The sequence below is a fragment of the Rhodococcus sp. NPDC058532 genome, assembly GCF_042719255.1.
In the GTDB taxonomy this organism is placed as follows: Bacteria; Actinomycetota; Actinomycetes; order Mycobacteriales; family Mycobacteriaceae; genus Rhodococcus_G.
On record NZ_JBHXNU010000006.1, the window covers coordinates 86,432 to 104,128 of the forward strand.

Annotated in this window: 20 protein-coding genes; 10 read left to right on the forward strand and 10 right to left on the reverse strand. The window is 69.6% G+C overall.

What is annotated here, in order from left to right; all coding sequences use genetic code 11:
• Positions 1-155: 155 nt before the first annotated feature.
• Positions 156-1,418, reverse strand: coding sequence for a cytochrome P450 (locus tag ACFWQG_RS09550; RefSeq protein WP_378507368.1), 1,263 nt, complete (start codon positions 1,416-1,418; stop codon positions 156-158).
• A 162-nt stretch (positions 1,419-1,580) separates the two neighbouring features.
• Here ACFWQG_RS09550 and ACFWQG_RS09555 point away from each other — a divergent pair, with 162 nt between their 5' ends.
• The 3 genes from ACFWQG_RS09555 to ACFWQG_RS09565 all read left to right on the forward strand — a co-directional run bounded on the left by ACFWQG_RS09555 (position 1,581) and on the right by ACFWQG_RS09565 (position 3,966).
• Complete coding sequence (locus tag ACFWQG_RS09555; protein ID WP_378507369.1) at positions 1,581-2,744, forward strand: steroid 3-ketoacyl-CoA thiolase; 1,164 nt, start codon at positions 1,581-1,583, stop codon at positions 2,742-2,744.
• A 7-nt stretch (positions 2,745-2,751) separates the two neighbouring features.
• A complete protein-coding gene (locus ACFWQG_RS09560; protein WP_378507370.1) occupies positions 2,752-3,216 on the forward strand; it encodes a nitroreductase family deazaflavin-dependent oxidoreductase in 465 nt (154 codons plus the stop codon).
• Between the two features lie 72 nt (positions 3,217-3,288).
• On the forward strand, positions 3,289-3,966 hold the full coding sequence (locus ACFWQG_RS09565; protein WP_378507371.1) for a GNAT family N-acetyltransferase: 678 nt from the start codon (positions 3,289-3,291) through the stop codon (positions 3,964-3,966).
• 60 nt (positions 3,967-4,026) lie between these two features.
• Here ACFWQG_RS09565 and ACFWQG_RS09570 read toward each other — a convergent pair whose 3' ends face one another.
• Entirely contained in the window at positions 4,027-4,941 is a 915-nt protein-coding gene (locus ACFWQG_RS09570) for an SDR family oxidoreductase (RefSeq protein WP_378507372.1), read from the reverse strand.
• Complete coding sequence (locus tag ACFWQG_RS09575) at positions 4,941-5,714, reverse strand: SDR family oxidoreductase (protein WP_378507373.1); 774 nt, start codon at positions 5,712-5,714, stop codon at positions 4,941-4,943. The genes ACFWQG_RS09570 and ACFWQG_RS09575 overlap by 1 nt, the downstream gene beginning before the upstream one ends.
• A gap of 163 nt (positions 5,715-5,877) precedes the next feature.
• Between ACFWQG_RS09575 and echA20 the strand changes: the two genes are divergently transcribed.
• Genes echA20 through ACFWQG_RS09595 form a run of 4 tightly spaced genes read left to right on the forward strand, consistent with a single transcriptional unit; the run spans position 5,878 to position 9,354 of the window.
• Positions 5,878-6,654: a (7aS)-7a-methyl-1,5-dioxo-2,3,5,6,7,7a-hexahydro-1H-indene-carboxyl-CoA hydrolase gene (gene echA20 / locus ACFWQG_RS09580; RefSeq protein ID WP_378507374.1), complete on the forward strand. Its 777-nt coding sequence runs from the start codon at positions 5,878-5,880 to the stop codon at positions 6,652-6,654.
• Positions 6,654-7,544, forward strand: coding sequence for a CoA transferase subunit A (locus tag ACFWQG_RS09585; protein WP_378507375.1), 891 nt, complete (start codon positions 6,654-6,656; stop codon positions 7,542-7,544). The genes echA20 and ACFWQG_RS09585 overlap by 1 nt, the downstream gene beginning before the upstream one ends.
• The gene (locus tag ACFWQG_RS09590; RefSeq protein ID WP_378507376.1) at positions 7,541-8,290 is read left to right on the forward strand and encodes a CoA-transferase subunit beta; all 750 of its coding nucleotides are present in this window, start codon (positions 7,541-7,543) and stop codon (positions 8,288-8,290) included. The genes ACFWQG_RS09585 and ACFWQG_RS09590 overlap by 4 nt, the downstream gene beginning before the upstream one ends.
• Positions 8,287-9,354 carry an NAD(P)H-dependent flavin oxidoreductase gene (locus tag ACFWQG_RS09595; protein ID WP_378507377.1) on the forward strand — a complete coding sequence of 356 codons (1,068 nt, stop codon included), beginning with the start codon at positions 8,287-8,289 and terminating at the stop codon, positions 9,352-9,354. The genes ACFWQG_RS09590 and ACFWQG_RS09595 overlap by 4 nt, the downstream gene beginning before the upstream one ends.
• An 87-nt stretch (positions 9,355-9,441) precedes the next feature.
• Here ACFWQG_RS09595 and ACFWQG_RS09600 read toward each other — a convergent pair whose 3' ends face one another.
• A complete protein-coding gene (locus ACFWQG_RS09600; protein ID WP_378507378.1) occupies positions 9,442-9,792 on the reverse strand; it encodes a DoxX family protein in 351 nt (116 codons plus the stop codon).
• Positions 9,793-9,888: 96 nt separating this feature from the next.
• Between ACFWQG_RS09600 and ACFWQG_RS09605 the strand changes: the two genes are divergently transcribed.
• Positions 9,889-10,788 carry a LysR family transcriptional regulator gene (locus ACFWQG_RS09605; RefSeq protein ID WP_378507379.1) on the forward strand — a complete coding sequence of 300 codons (900 nt, stop codon included), beginning with the start codon at positions 9,889-9,891 and terminating at the stop codon, positions 10,786-10,788.
• A gap of 24 nt (positions 10,789-10,812) precedes the next feature.
• Here ACFWQG_RS09605 and ACFWQG_RS09610 read toward each other — a convergent pair whose 3' ends face one another.
• A complete protein-coding gene (locus tag ACFWQG_RS09610) occupies positions 10,813-11,085 on the reverse strand; it encodes a DUF2277 domain-containing protein (RefSeq protein ID WP_378507380.1) in 273 nt (90 codons plus the stop codon).
• A gap of 95 nt (positions 11,086-11,180) precedes the next feature.
• On the opposite strand from ACFWQG_RS09610, the gene ACFWQG_RS09615 reads away from it, so the two are divergent.
• Entirely contained in the window at positions 11,181-11,798 is a 618-nt protein-coding gene (locus ACFWQG_RS09615) for a TetR/AcrR family transcriptional regulator (RefSeq protein ID WP_378507381.1), read from the forward strand.
• Positions 11,799-11,873: 75 nt separating this feature from the next.
• Here the strand turns inward: ACFWQG_RS09615 and ACFWQG_RS09620 are convergent, their stop codons facing one another.
• Together ACFWQG_RS09620 and ACFWQG_RS09625 are read right to left on the reverse strand one after the other, a co-directional pair.
• Complete coding sequence (locus tag ACFWQG_RS09620; RefSeq protein WP_378507382.1) at positions 11,874-13,025, reverse strand: acetyl-CoA C-acetyltransferase; 1,152 nt, start codon at positions 13,023-13,025, stop codon at positions 11,874-11,876.
• A gap of 15 nt (positions 13,026-13,040) precedes the next feature.
• Positions 13,041-13,664 (reverse strand): TetR/AcrR family transcriptional regulator, encoded by a 624-nt coding sequence (locus tag ACFWQG_RS09625; RefSeq protein ID WP_378507383.1) that lies wholly within the window; start codon positions 13,662-13,664, stop codon positions 13,041-13,043.
• A 40-nt stretch (positions 13,665-13,704) separates the two neighbouring features.
• Here ACFWQG_RS09625 and ACFWQG_RS09630 point away from each other — a divergent pair, with 40 nt between their 5' ends.
• Positions 13,705-14,466, forward strand: coding sequence for an SDR family NAD(P)-dependent oxidoreductase (locus ACFWQG_RS09630; RefSeq protein ID WP_378507384.1), 762 nt, complete (start codon positions 13,705-13,707; stop codon positions 14,464-14,466).
• Here the strand turns inward: ACFWQG_RS09630 and ACFWQG_RS09635 are convergent.
• The 3 genes from ACFWQG_RS09635 to ACFWQG_RS09645 form a co-directional block, all read right to left on the reverse strand.
• Positions 14,463-15,539 carry a type IV toxin-antitoxin system AbiEi family antitoxin domain-containing protein gene (locus ACFWQG_RS09635; protein WP_378507385.1) on the reverse strand — a complete coding sequence of 359 codons (1,077 nt, stop codon included), beginning with the start codon at positions 15,537-15,539 and terminating at the stop codon, positions 14,463-14,465. The two genes, ACFWQG_RS09630 and ACFWQG_RS09635, sit on opposite strands and share 4 nt — an antisense overlap.
• A 129-nt stretch (positions 15,540-15,668) precedes the next feature.
• On the reverse strand, positions 15,669-16,478 hold the full coding sequence (locus ACFWQG_RS09640; protein WP_378507386.1) for an SDR family oxidoreductase: 810 nt from the start codon (positions 16,476-16,478) through the stop codon (positions 15,669-15,671).
• Positions 16,475-17,674 (reverse strand): acyl-CoA dehydrogenase family protein, encoded by a 1,200-nt coding sequence (locus ACFWQG_RS09645; protein WP_378507387.1) that lies wholly within the window; start codon positions 17,672-17,674, stop codon positions 16,475-16,477. Before ACFWQG_RS09645 ends, ACFWQG_RS09640 begins: the two co-directional genes overlap by 4 nt.
• Positions 17,675-17,697 lie beyond the last annotated feature (23 nt).

A 17,697-nucleotide genomic window follows, 5' to 3' on the forward strand; every position in this document is an offset into this window, starting at 1 on the left:
GACACGCGGTGGGGGGTATTTCCTTTTTTTTTCAGGGCTTGGTGGGGGTTGTGAAGAAAACCGTCCCCCCCTCAAAAAAAACACCACCCCGGGGGGCCTTGTGTGTCCCCCCCGGCGCTGTTTCGCGTTACCGTCGGCTCGCCCTCACCGAGCCGTCAGTGCGCGACGGGGCAACCCCCACCGGTGCCCTGGGTCTGGTAGTCGACCTGGTACTCCTTGAGGCCGTTGAGCCAGCCGGAGCGCAGGCGACGCGGGTCCGCGACCTCGGTGATGTCCGGCAGGAAGTCGGCGATCGCGTTGAAGATCAGATCGATCTCCATGCGGGCCAGGTTGGCGCCCAGGCAGTAGTGGGCGCCGGTGCCGCCGAACGACAGGTGCGGGTTCGGGTCCCGCAGAATGTTGAAGTCATGCGCGTTCTCGAACACGTCCTCGTCGAAGTTCGCCGAGATGTAGTTCATCACCACACGCTGACCCTTGGTGACGGTGACGCCGCCGATCTCGGTGTCTTCGAGCACGGTGCGCTGGAAGGCGGCGACCGGGGTTGCCCAGCGGATGATCTCGTCCGCCGTGGTCTTCGGGCGCTCCTTCTTGTACAGCTCCCACTGCTCGGGATGGTCCATGAAGGCCTTCATGCCGTGGGTGATCGCGTTGCGGGTGGTCTCGTTGCCCGCAACGGCGAGCAGGATCACGAAGAACCCGAACTCCTCGGCGCTGAGCGCCTCGCCGTCGACGTCCGCCTCGATGAGCGTGGTGACCAGGTCCTCGCGCGGGTCGGCCTTGCGGGCCTCCGCCATCTGGTACGCGTAGCCGAGGATCTCCATCGACGCCGTCACCGGGTCGATGTCCAGCTCCGGGTCGTCGTAGCCGGTCATCTGGTTGGACCAGTCGAAGACCTTGCCGCGGTCCTCCTGCGGCACGCCGATGAGCTCGGCGATGGCCTGCAGCGGCAGCTCACAGGCGACCTGGGTGACGAAGTCGCCCTTGCCCTCTGCGGCGGCGGCCTTGACGATGGCCTCGGCCCGCTCGTGCAGCTCGTCCTTGATCGCATTGATCGCGCGGGGGGTGAAGCCGCGGGAGACCAGCTTGCGCAGCTTGGTGTGCTCCGGGGCGTCCTTGTTCAGCAGCACGAACCGCTGCAGTTCGATGTTCGCACGGTCGATGTCGTCGGCGAACCGCGGAATCGCGGTGTTCTCCCAGGTGGAGAACACGTCGCTGCGCATCGAGACGTCGCGGATGTCCTCGTGCTTGGTGACGAGCCAGTAGCCACCGTCACTGAAGCCGCCGACGCCGTCCGGCTGCTCGACCCAGAACACCGGCTGGGTGTTGCGCACCTCGGCGAGTTCCTCGACGGGGAGTCGATGTGCGTAGATGTCCGGGTCCGTAAAGTCGAACCCGGCGGGGATGTTGGGCTGCGCCACTGCTGTCTCCTGCCCTCGCGTATCAAGTCGCAAGTGATCTGTAACACGTTCTATCGATATTGAATCACACCCCCAACGTCTAGGGAAGATCTGCAGCCAGAGTCCTTGCCGAGGCGCGGAACCTGTTCTACTTTCCTAAGAAGAATATGAAAGGAGCCCGCAGTGGGCACACCAGTAATCGTCGAGGCCGTCCGGACCCCGATCGGCAAGCGCGGCGGATGGCTGTCCGGCCTGCACGCGGCCGAAACCCTTGGCGCCGCGCAGGTCGGCCTCCTCGAGCGCTCCGGCATCGATCCGCAGCTCGTCGAGCAGGTCATCGGCGGCTGCGTCACCCAGGCGGGTGCGCAGTCCAACAACGTCACCCGGACCGCGTGGCTCGCCGCGGGCCTGCCCTGGCAGGTCGGCGCAACCACCATCGACTGCCAGTGCGGCTCCGCGCAGCAGGCCAACCACCTGATCGCGGGCCTCATCGCGACCGGCGCCATCGACGTCGGCATCGCCTGCGGTGTCGAGCAGATGAGCCAGGTCCCGCTCGGCGCCAACGTCGGCACCGAGGCCGGACCGCGCCGCCCCGCCTCCTGGGACATCGACATGCCCGCCCAGTTCGAGGCCGCCGAGCGAATCGCCAAGCGCCGCGGCATCACCCGCGACGACATCGAGGCGCTCGGCGTCCGGTCGCAGGCCCTGGCCAAGCAGGCATGGGAGGAGGGCCGCTTCGACCGCGAGGTGCTGCCCGTGACGGCCCCCGTCATCGGCGCGGACAAGCTGCCCACCTCCGAGACCACGGTGATCTCACGCGATCAGGGTCTGCGCGACACCACCGCGGAGTCCCTCGCGGGGCTCAAGCCGGTCATCGAGGGCGGGATCCACACCGCGGGCACCTCCTCGCAGATCTCCGACGGCGCCGCCGCCGTGCTGCTGATGGACTCGGACCGGGCGCTGGCGCTCGGCCTGAAGCCGCGGGCCCGGATCGTCTCGCAGGTCCTCGTCGGCGCCGAGCCCGAGTTCCACCTCGACGGTCCCGTGCAGGCGACCGCCAAGGTGCTCGAGAAGGCGGGCATGAAGATCGGCGACCTCGACCTGTTCGAGGTCAACGAGGCGTTCGCGTCGGTTGCGCTGTCGTGGGCGCAGGTGCACGGCCCCGACATGGACAAGGTGAACGTCAACGGCGGCGCGCTCGCGCTCGGACATCCCGTTGGCAGCACCGGATCCCGGCTGATCACCACCGCGCTGCACGAGTTGGAGCGTCGCAACGGCTCGACCGCGCTGATCACGATGTGCGCGGGCGGCGCGCTGGCCACCGGCACCATCATCGAACGGATCTGACGCCGCGATGAACCGCCCACCGCTGCTCGACACGAGATTCACGCGCTCGATCATCAAGTGGATGTCGAGGGCGAACGTGGTCACGTACCGGGCGACCGGTGGGCGGATCGGCGGCAAGTGGCGGGTCGGCAGCGCCGCGCGGACGGGGCTGCCGATCTGCCTGCTCACCACCACCGGACGCAAGTCCGGTGCGCACCGGGTCAGCCCGCTGCTGTTTCTCGAGGACGGCGACAGCGTGGTGCTCGTCGCGTCGCAGGGCGGCCAGCCGAAGCACCCGCTGTGGTACCTCAACCTGAAGGCCGACCCCCGGGTGACCATCCAGATCCGGTCCCGGCTACGCCCACTCGTCGCGCGCGTCGCCGACGACGAGGAACGCGCCCGGCTGTGGCCGAAGCTGGTGGCGATGTACCCGGAATTCGACGACTACCAGGCGTGGACCGACCGGCAGATCCCGGTCGTCGTGTGTTCCTAGAAAATCCCCTTCGGGTGGCCGACAATGCGAGATGACTCGGCAATGCTCACCCAACAGATGAGGGAGATCGTCATGACGGCCGGCCCCCAAGATCAGATCCTGGACCGACGCGAACTCGCGTCCGCGTTACTCAAGGCGCTCGAGATGCGACACGAGGTCCTCGACGCGATCGTCGAGAGCGACGACCACGCGGGGGCGGTGCGCGCGGTGAGCGGGCTGCTCGACAGCACCGAGGCGAACGCCGAGGTGGTGCTCGGGCTGCAGCTCGGGCGGTTGACCCGCCTCGAACGGGACCGGCTGCGCGACGAGGTGCAGAACCTCGACGCGACCCTGAAATGGCTTCCCGAACAGCGACCCGCCGCGACCGGGTCCGGCGTCCGGCTGCGACCGTTCGGCGGCAGCGACTCCGATGCCGACCTGTTCCGGCTGCGGTCCGAGGAGCAGTTCGACGACAACGGGAATCCGTGGTCGTCGGACCGGGTGGAATCCGAGCGGGAGCGGGGGCTGCGCCGCGTCGACGACGAGACCGCGGCCTGGTTCGTGTGCGAGGACGTCAGCGGTGACGCCCCGCGCAGCGTCGGGCTGGTGTTCGGCGAACTGACCGGCCAGGAGGTCGACATCGCCGTCTGGGTGGCGCCTGCCTCACGCAAGCACGGCTACGGCACCGCCGCGCTCAAGCAGTCGCGCACCGAGCTGGCCGCCTACTTCCCTGGCACCGTCGTCGTCGTCCGCACCCCGGCAGGCGCGTAGCGCCCGTGAGTCCTTTTGGTCCCCTGGCGGGCCAAAAGGACTCACGGGCGGCGCAGCCGCCTACGCCCCGTAGACCGGCGTCGGGGTCTCGGCCTTGGCCAGCAGGTCCGCGACGACCGGGCCGAGTTCCTTCGGCTCCCAGCGCGCGCCCTTGTCCTGGCTCGGGCCGTGCCGCCAGCCCTCGGCGACGGTGACCTTGCCGCCCTCGACCTCGAACACGCGGCCGGTGACGTCCTTCGCCTCGGTCGAGCCGAGCCACACGACGAGCGGGGAGATGTTCTCCGGCGCCATCGCGTCGAAGCCCTCCTCCGGGGCGGCCATCGCCTCGGCCATCGCACCGCCAGCGCCGACCGTCATCCGGGTGCGCGCGGCGGGCGCGATCGCGGTGACGGAGACGCCGTAGTTCTTCAGCTCGGCCGCGGCCTGGATGGTCATCTCGGCGATGCCCGCCTTCGCCGCGGCGTAGTTGCCCTGGCCGATCGAGCCCATCAGGCCCGCGCCGGAGCTGGTGTTGATGATCCGGGCGTCGACCGGGCGTCCGGCCTTCGACTCGGCACGCCAGTACGCGGCGGCGTGCCGCAGCGGGGCGAAGTGGCCCTTGAGGTGCACGCGGATCACCGCGTCCCACTCCTGCTCGCTCATCCCGACGAGCATCCGGTCCCGCAGGAAGCCCGCGTTGTTGACCAGCACGTCGAGGCCGCCGAAGGCGTCGATCGCGGTCTTGATCAGGTTCTGCGCACCCTCCCAGTCCGCGACGTCGTCACCGTTGACGACGGCCTGGCCGCCCGCGGCGATGATCTCCGCGACGACCTGCTCGCCGGGGCTCTCACCGGTGGCGGTGCCGTCGCTGCCGACGCCGATGTCGTTGACGACCACCTTCGCGCCCTCCGCCGCGAACGCCAGTGCGTGCGCCCGTCCGATGCCGCGGCCCGCGCCCGTCACGATGACGACGCGACCGTCTACCAGTCCGCTCACTACTTCTCCTCCGTTGATGCCGCCGCCAGGAAGGCGGGGCGTTCACCGCCACCGTGGACGGTCAGGGTCGAACCGCTGACGTAGGACGCCAGCGGCGATGCCAGGAATGCTGCACAGTTTCCGATGTCCTCGGGGCGGGCCATCCGACCCAGCGGGACCGTGGCCCCGACCGCCTCGACACCGGCCTCGTCGCCGTAGTGCAGGTGCGCCTGCTCGGTCTCGACGAGCCCGACGACGATCGAGTTCACCCGCACCTTCGGCGCCCACTCGACCGACAGGCTGGCCGACAGGGAGTCGACGCCAGCCTTCGCCGCGCCGTACGCCGCGGTGCCCGGCGACGGGCGGCTGCCGCTCACCGATGAAATGTTCACGATCGAACCGCCGCCGTCCTGCTGCTGCATAACGGCGTTCGCCGCCTGCGAGATCAGCAGCGGGGCCAGCAGGTTCAGTTCGACGATCTTCGAATGGAATTTCGGGCCCGCGTCGGCGGCGAGGGCGAACGGTGCGCCGCCCGCGTTGTTGACGACGGTGTCGAGCCTGCCGTGCCGCGCGACGATCCCGTCGATCATTGCCTGCACCTGCTCGGGGTCGCGGACGTCGCAGGCGACGAACTCCACCCCGCGGCCGTCGACCTCGATCGGGTCGTCCGCGGGCCTGCGCGCGCAGGTCACCACCGTCGCCCCCGCTCGCAGGAAGGTGCGGCTGATGCCCGCCCCGACCCCCCGCACCCCTCCGGTGACGAGCACGACGCTGCCACTGAGACCCAAATCCACCAACGCACCTCCGCTGTCAGCGGCCCCCTCACGGCCGCCCGATGATTCGCCTGCGGACCGGGGGGCTGCTCCGGTCGCATCGGCGACGGACTCCGGCCAGGCCCGCAGGTGTGCTAACTTACCAAGCAATCGCTTGGTTTGGCGACCTACCTAAGGAATCACGATGGGAATCACCTCCACTTCCGACGGGGCCGGCATCGTCACGGTCACCGTCAACTACCCGCCCGTGAATGCGATCCCCTCGAAGGGATGGTTCGAACTGGCCGACGCCATCCGCGAGGCCGGGCAGAAGCCGGACACCCACGTGGTGATCCTGCGGGCCGAGGGACGCGGCTTCAACGCCGGTGTCGACATCAAGGAAATGCAGGCCACCGAGGGTCACGGCGCACTGATCGACGCCAACCGCGGCTGCGCGGCGGCGTTCGGCGCCGTCTACGACTGCGAGGTCCCCGTCGTGGTCGCCGTCAACGGCTTCTGCGTCGGCGGCGGCATCGGCCTGGTCGGCAACGCGGACGTCATCGTCGCCTCCGACGACGCGATCTTCGGCCTGCCCGAGGTGGACCGCGGCGCGCTCGGCGCGGCCACCCACCTGGCCCGCCTTGTCCCGCAGCACATGATGCGGACGCTGTACTACACGGCGAAGAACGTCGACGCCCAGACCCTCAAGCACTTCGGGTCCGTCTACGACGTGGTCCCGCGTGAGGAGCTCGACGCCTGCGCGCTGAAGATCGCCGGTGAGATCGCCGCCAAGGACACCCGGGTCATCCGGCGCGCCAAGGAGGCCATCAACCGGATCGACGTGATGGACGTGCACACCAGCTACCGGATCGAGCAGGGCTTCACGTTCGAGCTGAACCTCGCAGGCGTCGCCGACGAGCACCGCGACGAGTTCGTCGCGACCGGCAAGCCGAAGTCGAACACCAAGGGAGAGGGCAACTAATGGCCGAGAAGCGCGACAAGCGCCGCTCACTGGACGAGGCCGTCGCCGGCATCCAGAGCGGGATGACCATCGGCATCGGCGGCTGGGGCTCGCGGCGCAAGCCGATGGCCCTCGTGCGCGCCCTGCTGCGCAGTGACGTCACCGACCTGACCGTCGTCGGCTACCTGGGCCCGGACCTCGGTCTGCTGATCTCCGCGGGCAAGGTCAAGCGCGCCTACTACGGATTCGTGTCCCTGGACTCGGCGCCCTTCTACGACCCCTGGTTCGCCAAGGCCCGCGTCGCCGGGACCGTCGAGTCCCGCGAGATGGACGAGGGCATGGTCAAGGCCGGCCTGCAGGCCGCCGCCGCGCGCCTGCCGTTCATGCCGATCCGCGCCGGCCTCGGCTCGGACGCGCAGACCGTCTGGGGCGACGAGCTCAAGACCGTCGCGTCCCCGTACCCGGACGCCGACGGCCGCATCGAGTCCCTCATCGCAATGCCCGCGCTGAACCTCGACGCTGCCCTGGTCCACCTGGACCTGGCCGACGAGCGCGGCAACGCCGCCTACACCGGCGTGGACCCGTACTTCGACGACCTGTTCTGCCTCGCGGCCGAGCAGCGCATCCTCAGCGTCGACAAGATCGTCTCGACCGAGGAACTCGTCAAGTCCGTCCCGAACCAGGCGCTGATCCTGAACCGCGCGATGGTCGACACCGTCACCGAGGCCCCGAACGGCGCACACTTCACCTTCGCGGGCGGGTACAAGCGGGACGAGAAGTTCCAGCGCCACTACGCCGAGTCCGCCAAGACCCCCGAGGCATGGCAGGCCTTCGCCGACACCTACCTGTCCGGCAGCGAGGACGACTACCAGGCCGCCGTGCGCAAGTTCGCAGAGGAGCAGAACGCATGACCGAGGTAACCCGCGCCGAGTACTGCGCAGTCGCGTGCGCCGACCTGTTCGCCGACGCTGGCGAGATCTTCGCCTCGCCCATGTCGACGATGTCGCTCATCGGTGCCCGCCTGGCGAAGCTCACCTCCGAGCCGGACCTGATCATCACCGACGGGGAGGCCCTGATCTTCGCCGACGCCCCGGCGATCGGCGCCGCCGCACCGATCGAGGGCTACATCCCGTTCTCGAAGGTCTTCGACGTGGTCGCGTCGGGCCGTCGTCACGTGGTGATGGGCGCCAACCAGATCGACAAGTTCGGCAACCAGAACCTCTCCGCGTTCGGCCCGCTGGACAAGCCGACCCGCCAGATGTTCGGCCTGCGTGGCGCCCCCGGCAACTCGATCAACCACGCCACCAGCTACTGGGTCGGCAAGCACTCCACCCGAGTGTTCACCGAGCAGGTCGACGTGGTGTGCGGGGTCGGCTACGACAAGGTGGACCCGGAGAACCCGGCGTTCCGCTTCCTGAACAACTACCAGGTGATCACCAACCTCGGTGTGTTCGACTTCCAGGGTCCCGGCCGTACCTTCCGTGCCGTCACGCTGCACCCCGGCGTCACCGCCGACGAGGTCGCCGAGAACACCTCCTTCGAGGTCGCCGGGCTGGCCGAGGCGGGCGTGACCCGTGAGCCCACCGCCGAGGAACTGCGGATCATCCGCGAGGTCCTCGACCCGAAGAGCTTCCGCGACCGCGAGATTCCGGCATGAGCAGCCAGGTACTGCGTACCCCGCTGACCGAGCTGGTCGGCATCGAGCACCCGATCGTGCAGACCGGCATGGGCTGGGTGTCCGGTCCGCGCCTGACCGCGGCCACCTGCAACGCGGGTGGTCTGGGCATCCTCGCCTCGGCGACGATGACCTACGACGAGCTCGAGGTCGCGATCAAGAAGACCAAGCAGCTCACGAGCAAGCCGTTCGGCGTCAACATGCGCGCCGACGCGTCCGACGCCGGCCAGCGGTGCGACCTGCTCATCCGTGAGGGTGTCAAGGTCGCGTCCTTCGCGCTGGCGCCGAAGAAGGACCTGATCGCCAAGCTCAAGGACAACGGCATCGTCGTTGTCCCCTCGATCGGTGCCGCCAAGCACGCCGTCAAGGTCGCCTCCTGGGGCGCCGACGCGGTGGTCGTGCAGGGCGGCGAGGGCGGCGGCCACACCGGCGGCGTCGCGACGACGCTGCTGCTGCCGTCGGTGCTCGACGCCGTCGACATCCCGGTCATCGCTGGCGGCGGTTTCTTCGACGGTCGTGGGCTCGCTGCTGCGCTGTCCTACGGCGCGGCCGGTGTCGCGATGGGCACCCGCTTCCTGCTCACCAGCGACTCCGCGGTGCCGGACTCGGTCAAGCAGCAGTACCTGCAGCGCGGCCTCACCGACACCACGGTGTCGGTGAAGGTCGACGGCATGCCGCACCGGGTGCTCAACACCGACCTGGTCAACGCACTCGAAAAGTCCAGTTACGCCAAGGGACTCGTCGCCGCCACCAAGAACGCGATGAAGTTCAAGGCGATGACCGGCATGAAGTGGTCGACGCTGGCCAAGGACGGCCTCGCCATGAAGAAGTCCGGCGACCGGACGTGGCAGCAGATCATCATGGCCGCCAACACCCCGATGCTGCTCAAGGCCGGTCTGGTCGAGGGCAACACCGAGGCCGGCGTGCTGGCGTCCGGTCAGGTGGTCGGCATGATCGAGGACCTGCCCAGCTGCCAGGAACTGATCGACCGCATCGTCGCGGACGCGGTCAAGCGCATCGACGCGCTCGGAGCGCTCAAGGCCTGAGCCGAACGCACCGACCCCCCTCCGGGTGAAGGGCACCATCGACCGGTTGAACCGGTCGGGGGTGCCCTTCACCCGTTTCCGACGCCGTCAGGCCGTCGCCACCCGCAGCACGAGCGCGGCGACCGCCAGCAGCAGGAACCCGGCCGGGAACGGCAGCGTCCGGTACCACCGCACCCGCAGGTGGGCGGCGACGGCGCAGGTGAAGTACAGGACAAGGCCGACGGCCGCGGCTACCCCGATCGCGGGCACGACGATCCCAACAAGCAGGCCGACGACACCGGCCGCCTTGACCAGACCCAACGGCAGCAGCCAGGAGCGGGAGAGCCCCACCCTGACCGCATTGGCGACGGCGGCGTTCGTCTGCAGGAAGTCGGCGACGGCCGCGTAGCCGTTGGCGAGCACGGCAGCGGCGGTGACGGTGACGTAGGCGGTGAACATCGAACCCTCCAGCGAACGCGAAGGCAAACACCTTCTGCCACAATCCTTCCCATCGCGACATTGCCCGTCCAATACCCGCGTCCATACGCTGGTTGCATGGATGTGGACATCCGGTTGCTGCGCTACTTCGTCGTCGTCGCCGAGGAGGCAAGCATCACCGCGGCCGCGGAACGGCTGTTCGTGTCGCAGCCGACGCTCACCAGGCAGATCCGGCAACTCGAGACCACGCTCGGGGTGGATCTGTTCGTGCGGTCCCACACCGGCATGTCCCTGACCGATCCCGGACGTACCCTCGCCGGCCACCTCCCCGCGCTGCTCGACGGCTGGGACACCGCGGTGCGGGAGACACGACAGTCCGCCGCCGTCACGGCGGGGGTGCTGCGGGTCGGGTTCGTGGCGACCGCAGCCAACGAGTCGACTCAGCGGATCGTCGCCGCCTTCACTCGCCGGCACCCGGGTTGGCGCGTCGACATGCGCAGGACCGACTGGGCCGACCCGACCGCGGGGCTCGCCGACGGCCGGGTGGACGCCGCGTTCCTCCGACTACCGGTCCCGGACCACCCGCGGCTGCGCGTCGAGGTGCTGTTCACCGAACCGCGCTGGGTGGCACTGCCCGCCCGCCACCGATTGGCCGGGCGCGAGTCGATCGACTTCCCCGAACTGTGGGACGACCCGTTCGTTGCCGGGCCCGCCGAGGCCGGGCGCGCGCGTGACCACTGGCTCGCTACCGCGGAGCGCGACGACCGGGCCCCGATCATCGGCGCCGTCGCCCACAACTCGGACGAGTGGCTGGCGGCGATCGCGAACGGCTACGGCGTCGCGCTCGCCCCCGAGGGCGTCGCCCGCTTCTATCGACGTCCGGGCATCACGTTCGTCCCGGTCACGGGCGTGAGCGGGAGCCGGGTCGCCGTCGGGTGGGCCGAGGAACGCGACGGCGACCCGGTGCTGCGCGACTTCGTCCGGTGCTGCATCGAGACCCGATCCGGATCCCGGTGAGGGTCGCCGCCGCCCGACCTCCGCTCATCCCTGGCGGGCGGCGATCCGGGCACGCACCTCGGGTCGGCGCAGTGGCGGCACCGTCGATGGTGGCTGCCGCCGCTCCGGCAGCTCGGCGAGCAGCCGTTCGGTGGCGGCGGTGACCTCGGCGACGGCCCGCTCGAACGGCTCCCTGGTGTGGTCGGACAGCTTGTGGATTCCGCTGACCTTGCGGATGTACTGGACCGCGGCGGCCTCGATCTCCTCCGCGGTCGCGGCCGGTTCCAGGCCGCGCAGCTCGGTGATGTTTCGGCACATGCCTCGACGGTAGACCCCGACGGCGCGCGGCGCGACGAGCGTGCCGCGCGCGGACACCCAGGTCGGTGGACTCCCCTCCGGTAACGTCAGCCCCTGTGAAGCTGACGCGTGAACGGGGTGAGCAGGCCACCGGACCGGGGCGTCCCCGTGATCCGCAGGTCGATCGCGCGGTGCTCGAGGCAACGGTCGACCTGCTGGTCGAGTCCGGATACCAGAAGACCACCATCCAGGCGATCGCCCGCCGGGCCCGGGTCAGTGCGCCAGCGATCTACCGGCGGTGGGCGACCCGCGAGATGATCATCGAGGACGCGATCTTCGGCCTCCGCGAGGACGACGAAATGCCTGCGCCCCCGGCCACCGACGACCTGCACGCGGACCTGCTGGTGTGGACTCGCAAGTTCCTCGACAGCACCGCCCATCCGGCGGCCCGCTCGGCGATCCCCGGACTGCTCTCGGCCTACCACCACCACGACGGCGTGCACGAGCGGCTCGTCCAACGAGCCGAGGCACCGGCCCGCGCCGCGTTCGTCGCGCGGGTCCTCGGGTCCGTGTCGCTGCCGGACCCGAAGGCCGAGGACACCGCGGGCATCGTGTTCGACATGCTGGTCTCCGCCACGATGATTCGCGGTGTCACGCACGGCGACGAGGACGCCGACGAGTGGTGCGCGAAGCTGGCCGACGCCCTCAACGCCCTGATCTCGACGCTGCGTTAAACCGCCGGCTCGCGAAAACACCGATGCCCTCCCGATCCGGCGGATCGGGAGGGCATCGGGATTCGATCGCGGTGCCTACTTGATGCGCTCGATGATGGTGACGTTCGCGGTGCCGCCGCCCTCGCAGATGGTCAGCAGGCCGTAGCGGCCGTCGACCCGCTCGAGCTCGTTGAGCAGGGTCGCCATCAGCTTGGTGCCGGTCGCGCCGAGCGGGTGGCCGAGCGCGATCGCGCCGCCGTTGACGTTGACCTTCGCCGGGTCGGCGCCGATCTCCTTGATCCAGGCGAGCACGACCGGCGCGAACGCCTCGTTGATCTCGACGACGTCGATGTCGTCGATGGTCAGGCCGGTCTTGGCGAGCGCGTGCTGGGTGGCCGGGATCGGCGCGGACAGCATGAAGATCGGGTCGTCGCCGCGCGCGCTGACGTGGTGGATCCGGGCGCGGGGCTTGAGGCCGTGCTTGGCGACGGCCTCCTCCGAGGCGAGCAGCAGCGCGCTGGCGCCGTCGGAGATCTGGCTGGCGACGGCGGCGGTCATCTTGCCGTTCTCGACGAGCACGTTCAGGCTCGCCATCTTCTCCAGGCTGGTCTCCCGCGGGCCCTCGTCGACGGTCGCGTCACCGAGCGGGACGGTCTCGTTGTCGAAGCGGCCCGCGGCGATCGCTGCCTTGGCCCGCTCGTGGCTCTGCAGCGCCCACTTCTCGAGCTCCTCGCGGCTGATGTCCCACTTGTCGGCGATCATCTCGGCGCCAAGGAACTGGGACACCTCCGCATCGCCGTAACGCTCGGTCCAGCCGGTGGACTCGGCGGTCGGGGTGCTGAACCCGAACTGCTCGCCGACGACCATCGCCGACGAGATCGGGATCTGGCTCATGTTCTGCACGCCGCCCGCGACGATCAGGTCGGCGGTGCCGGACAGGATGGCCTGCGCGCCGAACTGGATGGCCTGCTGGCTCGAGCCGCACTGACGGTCCACGGTGACGCCGGGGACGTGCTGCGGCAGCCCCGCCGCCAGCCAGGACAGCCGGGCGATGTTGCCTGCCTGGCCGCCGACCGCGTCGACGCAGCCGAAGATGACGTCGTCGACCTCGGACGGGTCGATGCCGGTGCGCTCGACCAGCGCCTTGACGATGTGCGCGCCCAGGTCGATCGGGTGGACACCGGCGAGCGCGCCGTTCTTCTTCCCGATGGGGGTGCGGATGGCGTCGACGATGTATGCCTCAGGCATGGGATCTCCCTAGGGTTAGGACCGGCTCGCGGGGCTGGACAGCCCGTCGAGAACGATGGCGAGGTACTGCTTGGCGACGGTTTCCGCGGTCATCGGTCCGCCGGGCCGGTACCACCGGACCGCGACCCAGACGGTGTCCCGCATGAAGCGGTACACCAGCTCGACATCGATGTCGGGGCGGAAGCTGCCGTCCGTGATGCCGGATTCGAGCACGGACACCCACAGGGTCCGAAACTCCCGGTTGCGGTCGGTGATGTACGCGAACCGGTCGCTCCCGACGAGATGCTTGGCCTCGTCCTGGTAGATCGCGACCGCGGCGTGCGAACTGTCGATGGACTCGAAGGAGGCGACCACGAGCGCCTCGAGGGTGGCTCGGGCGCCGAGCCCGGAGTCGGTGATCGCCTGGTACCGCCCGAACAGGTCGTCGAGGAATCCGCTGAGGATCTCGTCGACCATCGACTCCTTGGAGTCGAAATGGTGGTAGAGGCTGCCGGACAGGATCCCCGCGGCGTCGGCGATGTCGCGGACGGTGGTCGCACGGGTTCCGCGCTCCGCGAACAGTGCCGCCGCGAGGTCGAGCAGCTCAGCGCGGCGACCGGACTTGGTGGCGGACTCTTCGGCACGGGGCGGTGGTGTCACATCGCCATCATACCAACCAAGCGATTGCTAGGGTCCGAGGATGGCTGACACAACGCACTGCGCCGTCGTGACCGGAGGTTCCGGCGGCATCGGCATCGCGATCGTCCGACGGCTCGCCGCGGCGGGACACCCGGTGGCGCTCACCTACCGGGCGAACGCCGGCCGGGCCGAGGCCGCCGTCGCCGAGGTCGCGGCCGCGGGCGGGCTGGCGCGGGCCGACCGCGTCGACGTCACCGACCCGGCCGCCGTCGCGGAGTGGGCCGACGCGGTGCGCACCGGGTTCGGTGAGCCGTCGGTGCTGGTCCACGCGGCGGGCCCGCACATCCCGATGGTCCACCTGTCGCGGGTCTCCCCCGCGACGTACGCCGAGCACCTGAATGCCGAGGCGACCGCGTTCTTCGCGATCGTATCGGCGTTCCTGCCCGCGCTGCGGGCCACCGCGGGCTCGGTCGTCGCGGTCACCACCGCGGCCACCGATCGTTACCCCGTGCGCGACGGCCTGTCCTCGGGCACCAAGGGTGCCGTCGAGGCGCTGGTGCGGGCGTTCGCGGCGGAGGAGGGCCGGTTCGGGGTGCGGTTCAACGCGGTCGGGCCCGGCATGCTCACCGACGGGATGGCCGCGCGACTGATGGGCAGCGCCGATCTCGACGAGCGCGCGCAGGCGGTCGCGATGAGCCGGATCCCCCTTGGCCGCTTCGGGTCAGCCACCGACATCGCGGAGGCCGTCAGCTTCCTCGCCAGCGACAAGGCGGGCTTCATCACCGGCCAGAAGCTGAACGTCGACGGCGGCTACACCGTCTAGGCGGCTTCGCCGCCCGTGAGTCCTTCTGGCCCCCACTCGGACCAGAAGGACTCACAGGCGGGACAGGGGTTTTCGTCCCGCCGCACCCAGCCCTCGCGACGCAGGACCCGCTCGACCTCCTGTGCCACCACGCACGGGGTCCCGACGGTCTCCTCGTAGCCGAACACCAATCGAGGTCGTCCCGCCAGTTCGGCGGCGTTGTCCCGACGCCGGTCGCGGAACTTCACCTCACGCATCGAGTGCGACCAACGCCCGTCCAGTCGGACGATCAGGGGTATGCCGCATCCGGTGTACTCGCAGTCTTCCCACAGGGTCCTGCCGTCGACGATCACCGGCCCCTGCCGGTCCGCTCGTGGCAAACCGTGCGCCTGCTCGACGTCGACCGCGAAGTGGTATTCGAGTACCGATTGCACACCCTCGGCGAGCAGGCGGACCGCGTCCTTGAGCGCCCTGCGATAACGCCGGGGTGTCCGTTCCTGCAGGCGCTGCCGTACGTCCGCCAGCCGGATGCGGCGGTTCGTGACCGACGAGATCAGGCTGACGTAGGCGGCCCGTGCGGTTGGCTCCGCCACCGCGAGGTCGATCGCCGTGTCGGCCAGCGTGGTCCGGGGCATTGCCGTGTCGAGACCGATGTAGGCGTGCGCACGCGAACGGTGCACGACCACCCCGGGGTGCAGGACGGACCCGACGGCGGGCACCGGGAACCGTGCACTGCCGCCCCCGACGTACGTGGGTGACTGGCCCTTGGCCGAGAGTCGGTACGGCACGGTGATGTGCACGGGAACGGATGGATCGGCGGGCACGATGCCCCATTCCTCCGCAGCGGTTCGGTGGCTCAGCAGTGCCGGGCCACCGCCGTAGATCAACGCGGCCATGAGCGTCATCGGCCGGGTCAGCGGGCCGGTGGTCACGCAGTAGACGCCGTGCAGCACCCGCTGCCAGTGCCCGGCCTCAAGCCGTTTACGGACCCGGGTGCGCGGGAAGCCGCATGCGGTCAGCTGAGCCTGGGTAACCAGGCCGAGCTGCGCATCGAGGAGGACCTGAAGCTCGCGAGGTGTCTGTTCCGGAGGCATACACCGGACCATGACCGCCCGGTCCGACACGCGCACCGACCCCGGGAAGGGTTATCCACAGGCGCTACGCGCCTGTGAGTCCTTCTGGCCCCGGTGGGGACCAAAAGGACTCACAGGCGGCGGAGCCGCCTAGGCGCGCTGGCTGGAGATGGAGACGATCTCGCCGGTCAGGTAGGTGGTGTAGTCGCTGGCGAGCATCGCGATCGTCGCGGCGATCTCCCACACCTCGGCGGCGCGGCCGTACGCCTCGCGGGAGGCGAGAGTGTCGAGCAGCTCGTCGCTGGTCACCTTCGCCAGGAACGGGTGCTTGGCGATGGACGGGGCGACGGCGTTGATCCGGACGCCGTACTCGGCGGCCTCGATCGCCGAGCAGCGGGTCAGCGCCATGACGCCCGCCTTCGCCGCCGCGTAGTGCGCCTGCGAATGCTGCGCACGCCAGCCGAGGACCGACGCGTTGTTCACCAGCACACCGTTGTGGTCGACGCTCTTGAAGTAGCGCAGTGCCGCGCGGGTGGCGCGGAAGGTGCTGGTCAGGGTGATGTCGAGGACGCGGTCCCACTGCTCGTCGGCCATGTCGACGACCGGGGTCTCGCCACCAAGGCCCGCGTTGTTGACGAGGACGTCGATGCGACCGAGCTGCTCGGCGGCGCTCGCGATCAGGGCGTCGACCTGCTCGGTGCTGGAGACGTCGCACACGAAGGAGGTGATCTGCTGGCCGCCGAACTCGGCCGCCAGCTTCTCGACGGTCTCGCCGAGACGACGCTCGTGGAAGTCGGAGACGAGAACGTCGGCGCCCTCGAGCAGGGCGCGGCGGGCGGTGGCGAAACCGATGCCGGTGCCCGCGGCGGCGGTCACGACGACCTTCTTGCCCTTGAGCAGGTTGTGGCCCTCGATCTCGGCGGGAGCGACGGAGAGCGGGGACTGGACGGAAGTGGTCACGGGCGTGCCTCTCGGGGAAGGCCGAGCACCCGCTCGGCGATGATGTTGCGCTGGATCTCGTTGGATCCGCCGTAGATGGTGTCGGCGCGGCTGAACAGCCACAGCCGCTGCAGGTCGTTCAGTTCCTCGCCGGGCTCGGTGTCCTCGACGCCGACGAGGGAGGCCGCCCCCTGCACCTCCATCGCGAGTTCACCGAGGCCGCGATGCCAGTTGGCCCACAGCAGCTTGGCGACGGACGCCTCGCCGCCGCTTTCGCTGGCGTCGACGGCCGCGAGGGTGCGCAGCGCGTGGGCGCGCATCACCTGCAGCCCCATCCATGCCCGGGAGATCTTGGTGCGGATCGCGGGATCGGTGGCGGCGCCGTTGCGCTCGGCCAGTTCGACGATCGACTCGAGTTCGCGGGCGAAGCCGATCTGCTGGCCGAGGGTGGAGACACCGCGCTCGAAGGTGAGGGTGCCCATCGCCGTCGCCCAGCCATTGCCCTCGCCACCGACGACGAGGTCAGCGTCGGTGCGGGCGTTGTCGAAGAACACCTCGTTGAACTCGGAGGTGCCGGTGAGCTGGATGATCGGGCGCACCTCGACGCCGTCCTGGTTCATCGGGACCAGCAGGTACGACAGGCCCTTGTGCCGCGACGACCCCGGCTCGGTGCGGGCGACGACGAAGCACCAGTCCGACAGGTGCGCGAGCGAGGTCCACACCTTCTGCCCGTTGACGACCCACTGATCGCCCTCGATCCGGGCGGTGGTCGACACGTTCGCGAGATCGGAGCCTGCGCCGGGCTCGGAGTAGCCCTGGCACCACAGCTCGGTGACGGTCTTGATGCCGGGCAGGAACCGCTGCTTCTGCTCCTCGGTGCCGAACGCGATCAGCGTCGGGCCGAGCAGTTCCTCACCGATGTGGCTCACCCGCGCAGGCGCGTTGGCGCGCGCGTACTCCTGGTGGAAGATGATCTGCTGGCTCAGCGTCGCCTCGCGGCCGCCGTACTCCCTCGGCCATCCGAGGCACGTCCAGCCGGCCGCGGCCAGGTGACGGTCCCATTCGAGTCGCTCCTCGAACGCCTCGTGTTCACGCCCCGGCCCACCGAGGCCCTTCAGCTCGGCGAACTTCCCCGAGAGGTTCTCCTCGAGCCATTCGCGCACTTCTTTGGCGAAGGCCGCGTCCGCGACCTCGCTCTCACCCTGGCTAACGTCCACAGCGATACGGTACCCTACCAAGC

Excerpts from the sequence above, each read along its gene's own strand:
- ACFWQG_RS09635 (WP_378507385.1), bottom strand. The coding sequence starts at position 15,539 with ATGCCTCCGGAACAGACACCTCGCGAGCTTCAGGTCCTCCTCGATGCG.
- ACFWQG_RS09600 (WP_378507378.1), bottom strand. The coding sequence starts at position 9,792 with ATGTTCACCGCCTACGTCACCGTCACCGCCGCTGCCGTGCTCGCCAAC.
- ACFWQG_RS09605 (WP_378507379.1), top strand. The coding sequence starts at position 9,889 with ATGGATGTGGACATCCGGTTGCTGCGCTACTTCGTCGTCGTCGCCGAG.
- ACFWQG_RS09585 (WP_378507375.1), top strand. The coding sequence starts at position 6,654 with ATGGCCGAGAAGCGCGACAAGCGCCGCTCACTGGACGAGGCCGTCGCC.
- ACFWQG_RS09630 (WP_378507384.1), top strand. The coding sequence starts at position 13,705 with ATGGCTGACACAACGCACTGCGCCGTCGTGACCGGAGGTTCCGGCGGC.
- ACFWQG_RS09595 (WP_378507377.1), top strand. The coding sequence starts at position 8,287 with ATGAGCAGCCAGGTACTGCGTACCCCGCTGACCGAGCTGGTCGGCATC.
- ACFWQG_RS09560 (WP_378507370.1), top strand. The coding sequence starts at position 2,752 with ATGAACCGCCCACCGCTGCTCGACACGAGATTCACGCGCTCGATCATC.
- ACFWQG_RS09590 (WP_378507376.1), top strand. The coding sequence starts at position 7,541 with ATGACCGAGGTAACCCGCGCCGAGTACTGCGCAGTCGCGTGCGCCGAC.
- echA20 (WP_378507374.1), top strand. The coding sequence starts at position 5,878 with ATGGGAATCACCTCCACTTCCGACGGGGCCGGCATCGTCACGGTCACC.
- ACFWQG_RS09610 (WP_378507380.1), bottom strand. The coding sequence starts at position 11,085 with ATGTGCCGAAACATCACCGAGCTGCGCGGCCTGGAACCGGCCGCGACC.
- ACFWQG_RS09620 (WP_378507382.1), bottom strand. The coding sequence starts at position 13,025 with ATGCCTGAGGCATACATCGTCGACGCCATCCGCACCCCCATCGGGAAG.
- ACFWQG_RS09565 (WP_378507371.1), top strand. The coding sequence starts at position 3,289 with ATGACGGCCGGCCCCCAAGATCAGATCCTGGACCGACGCGAACTCGCG.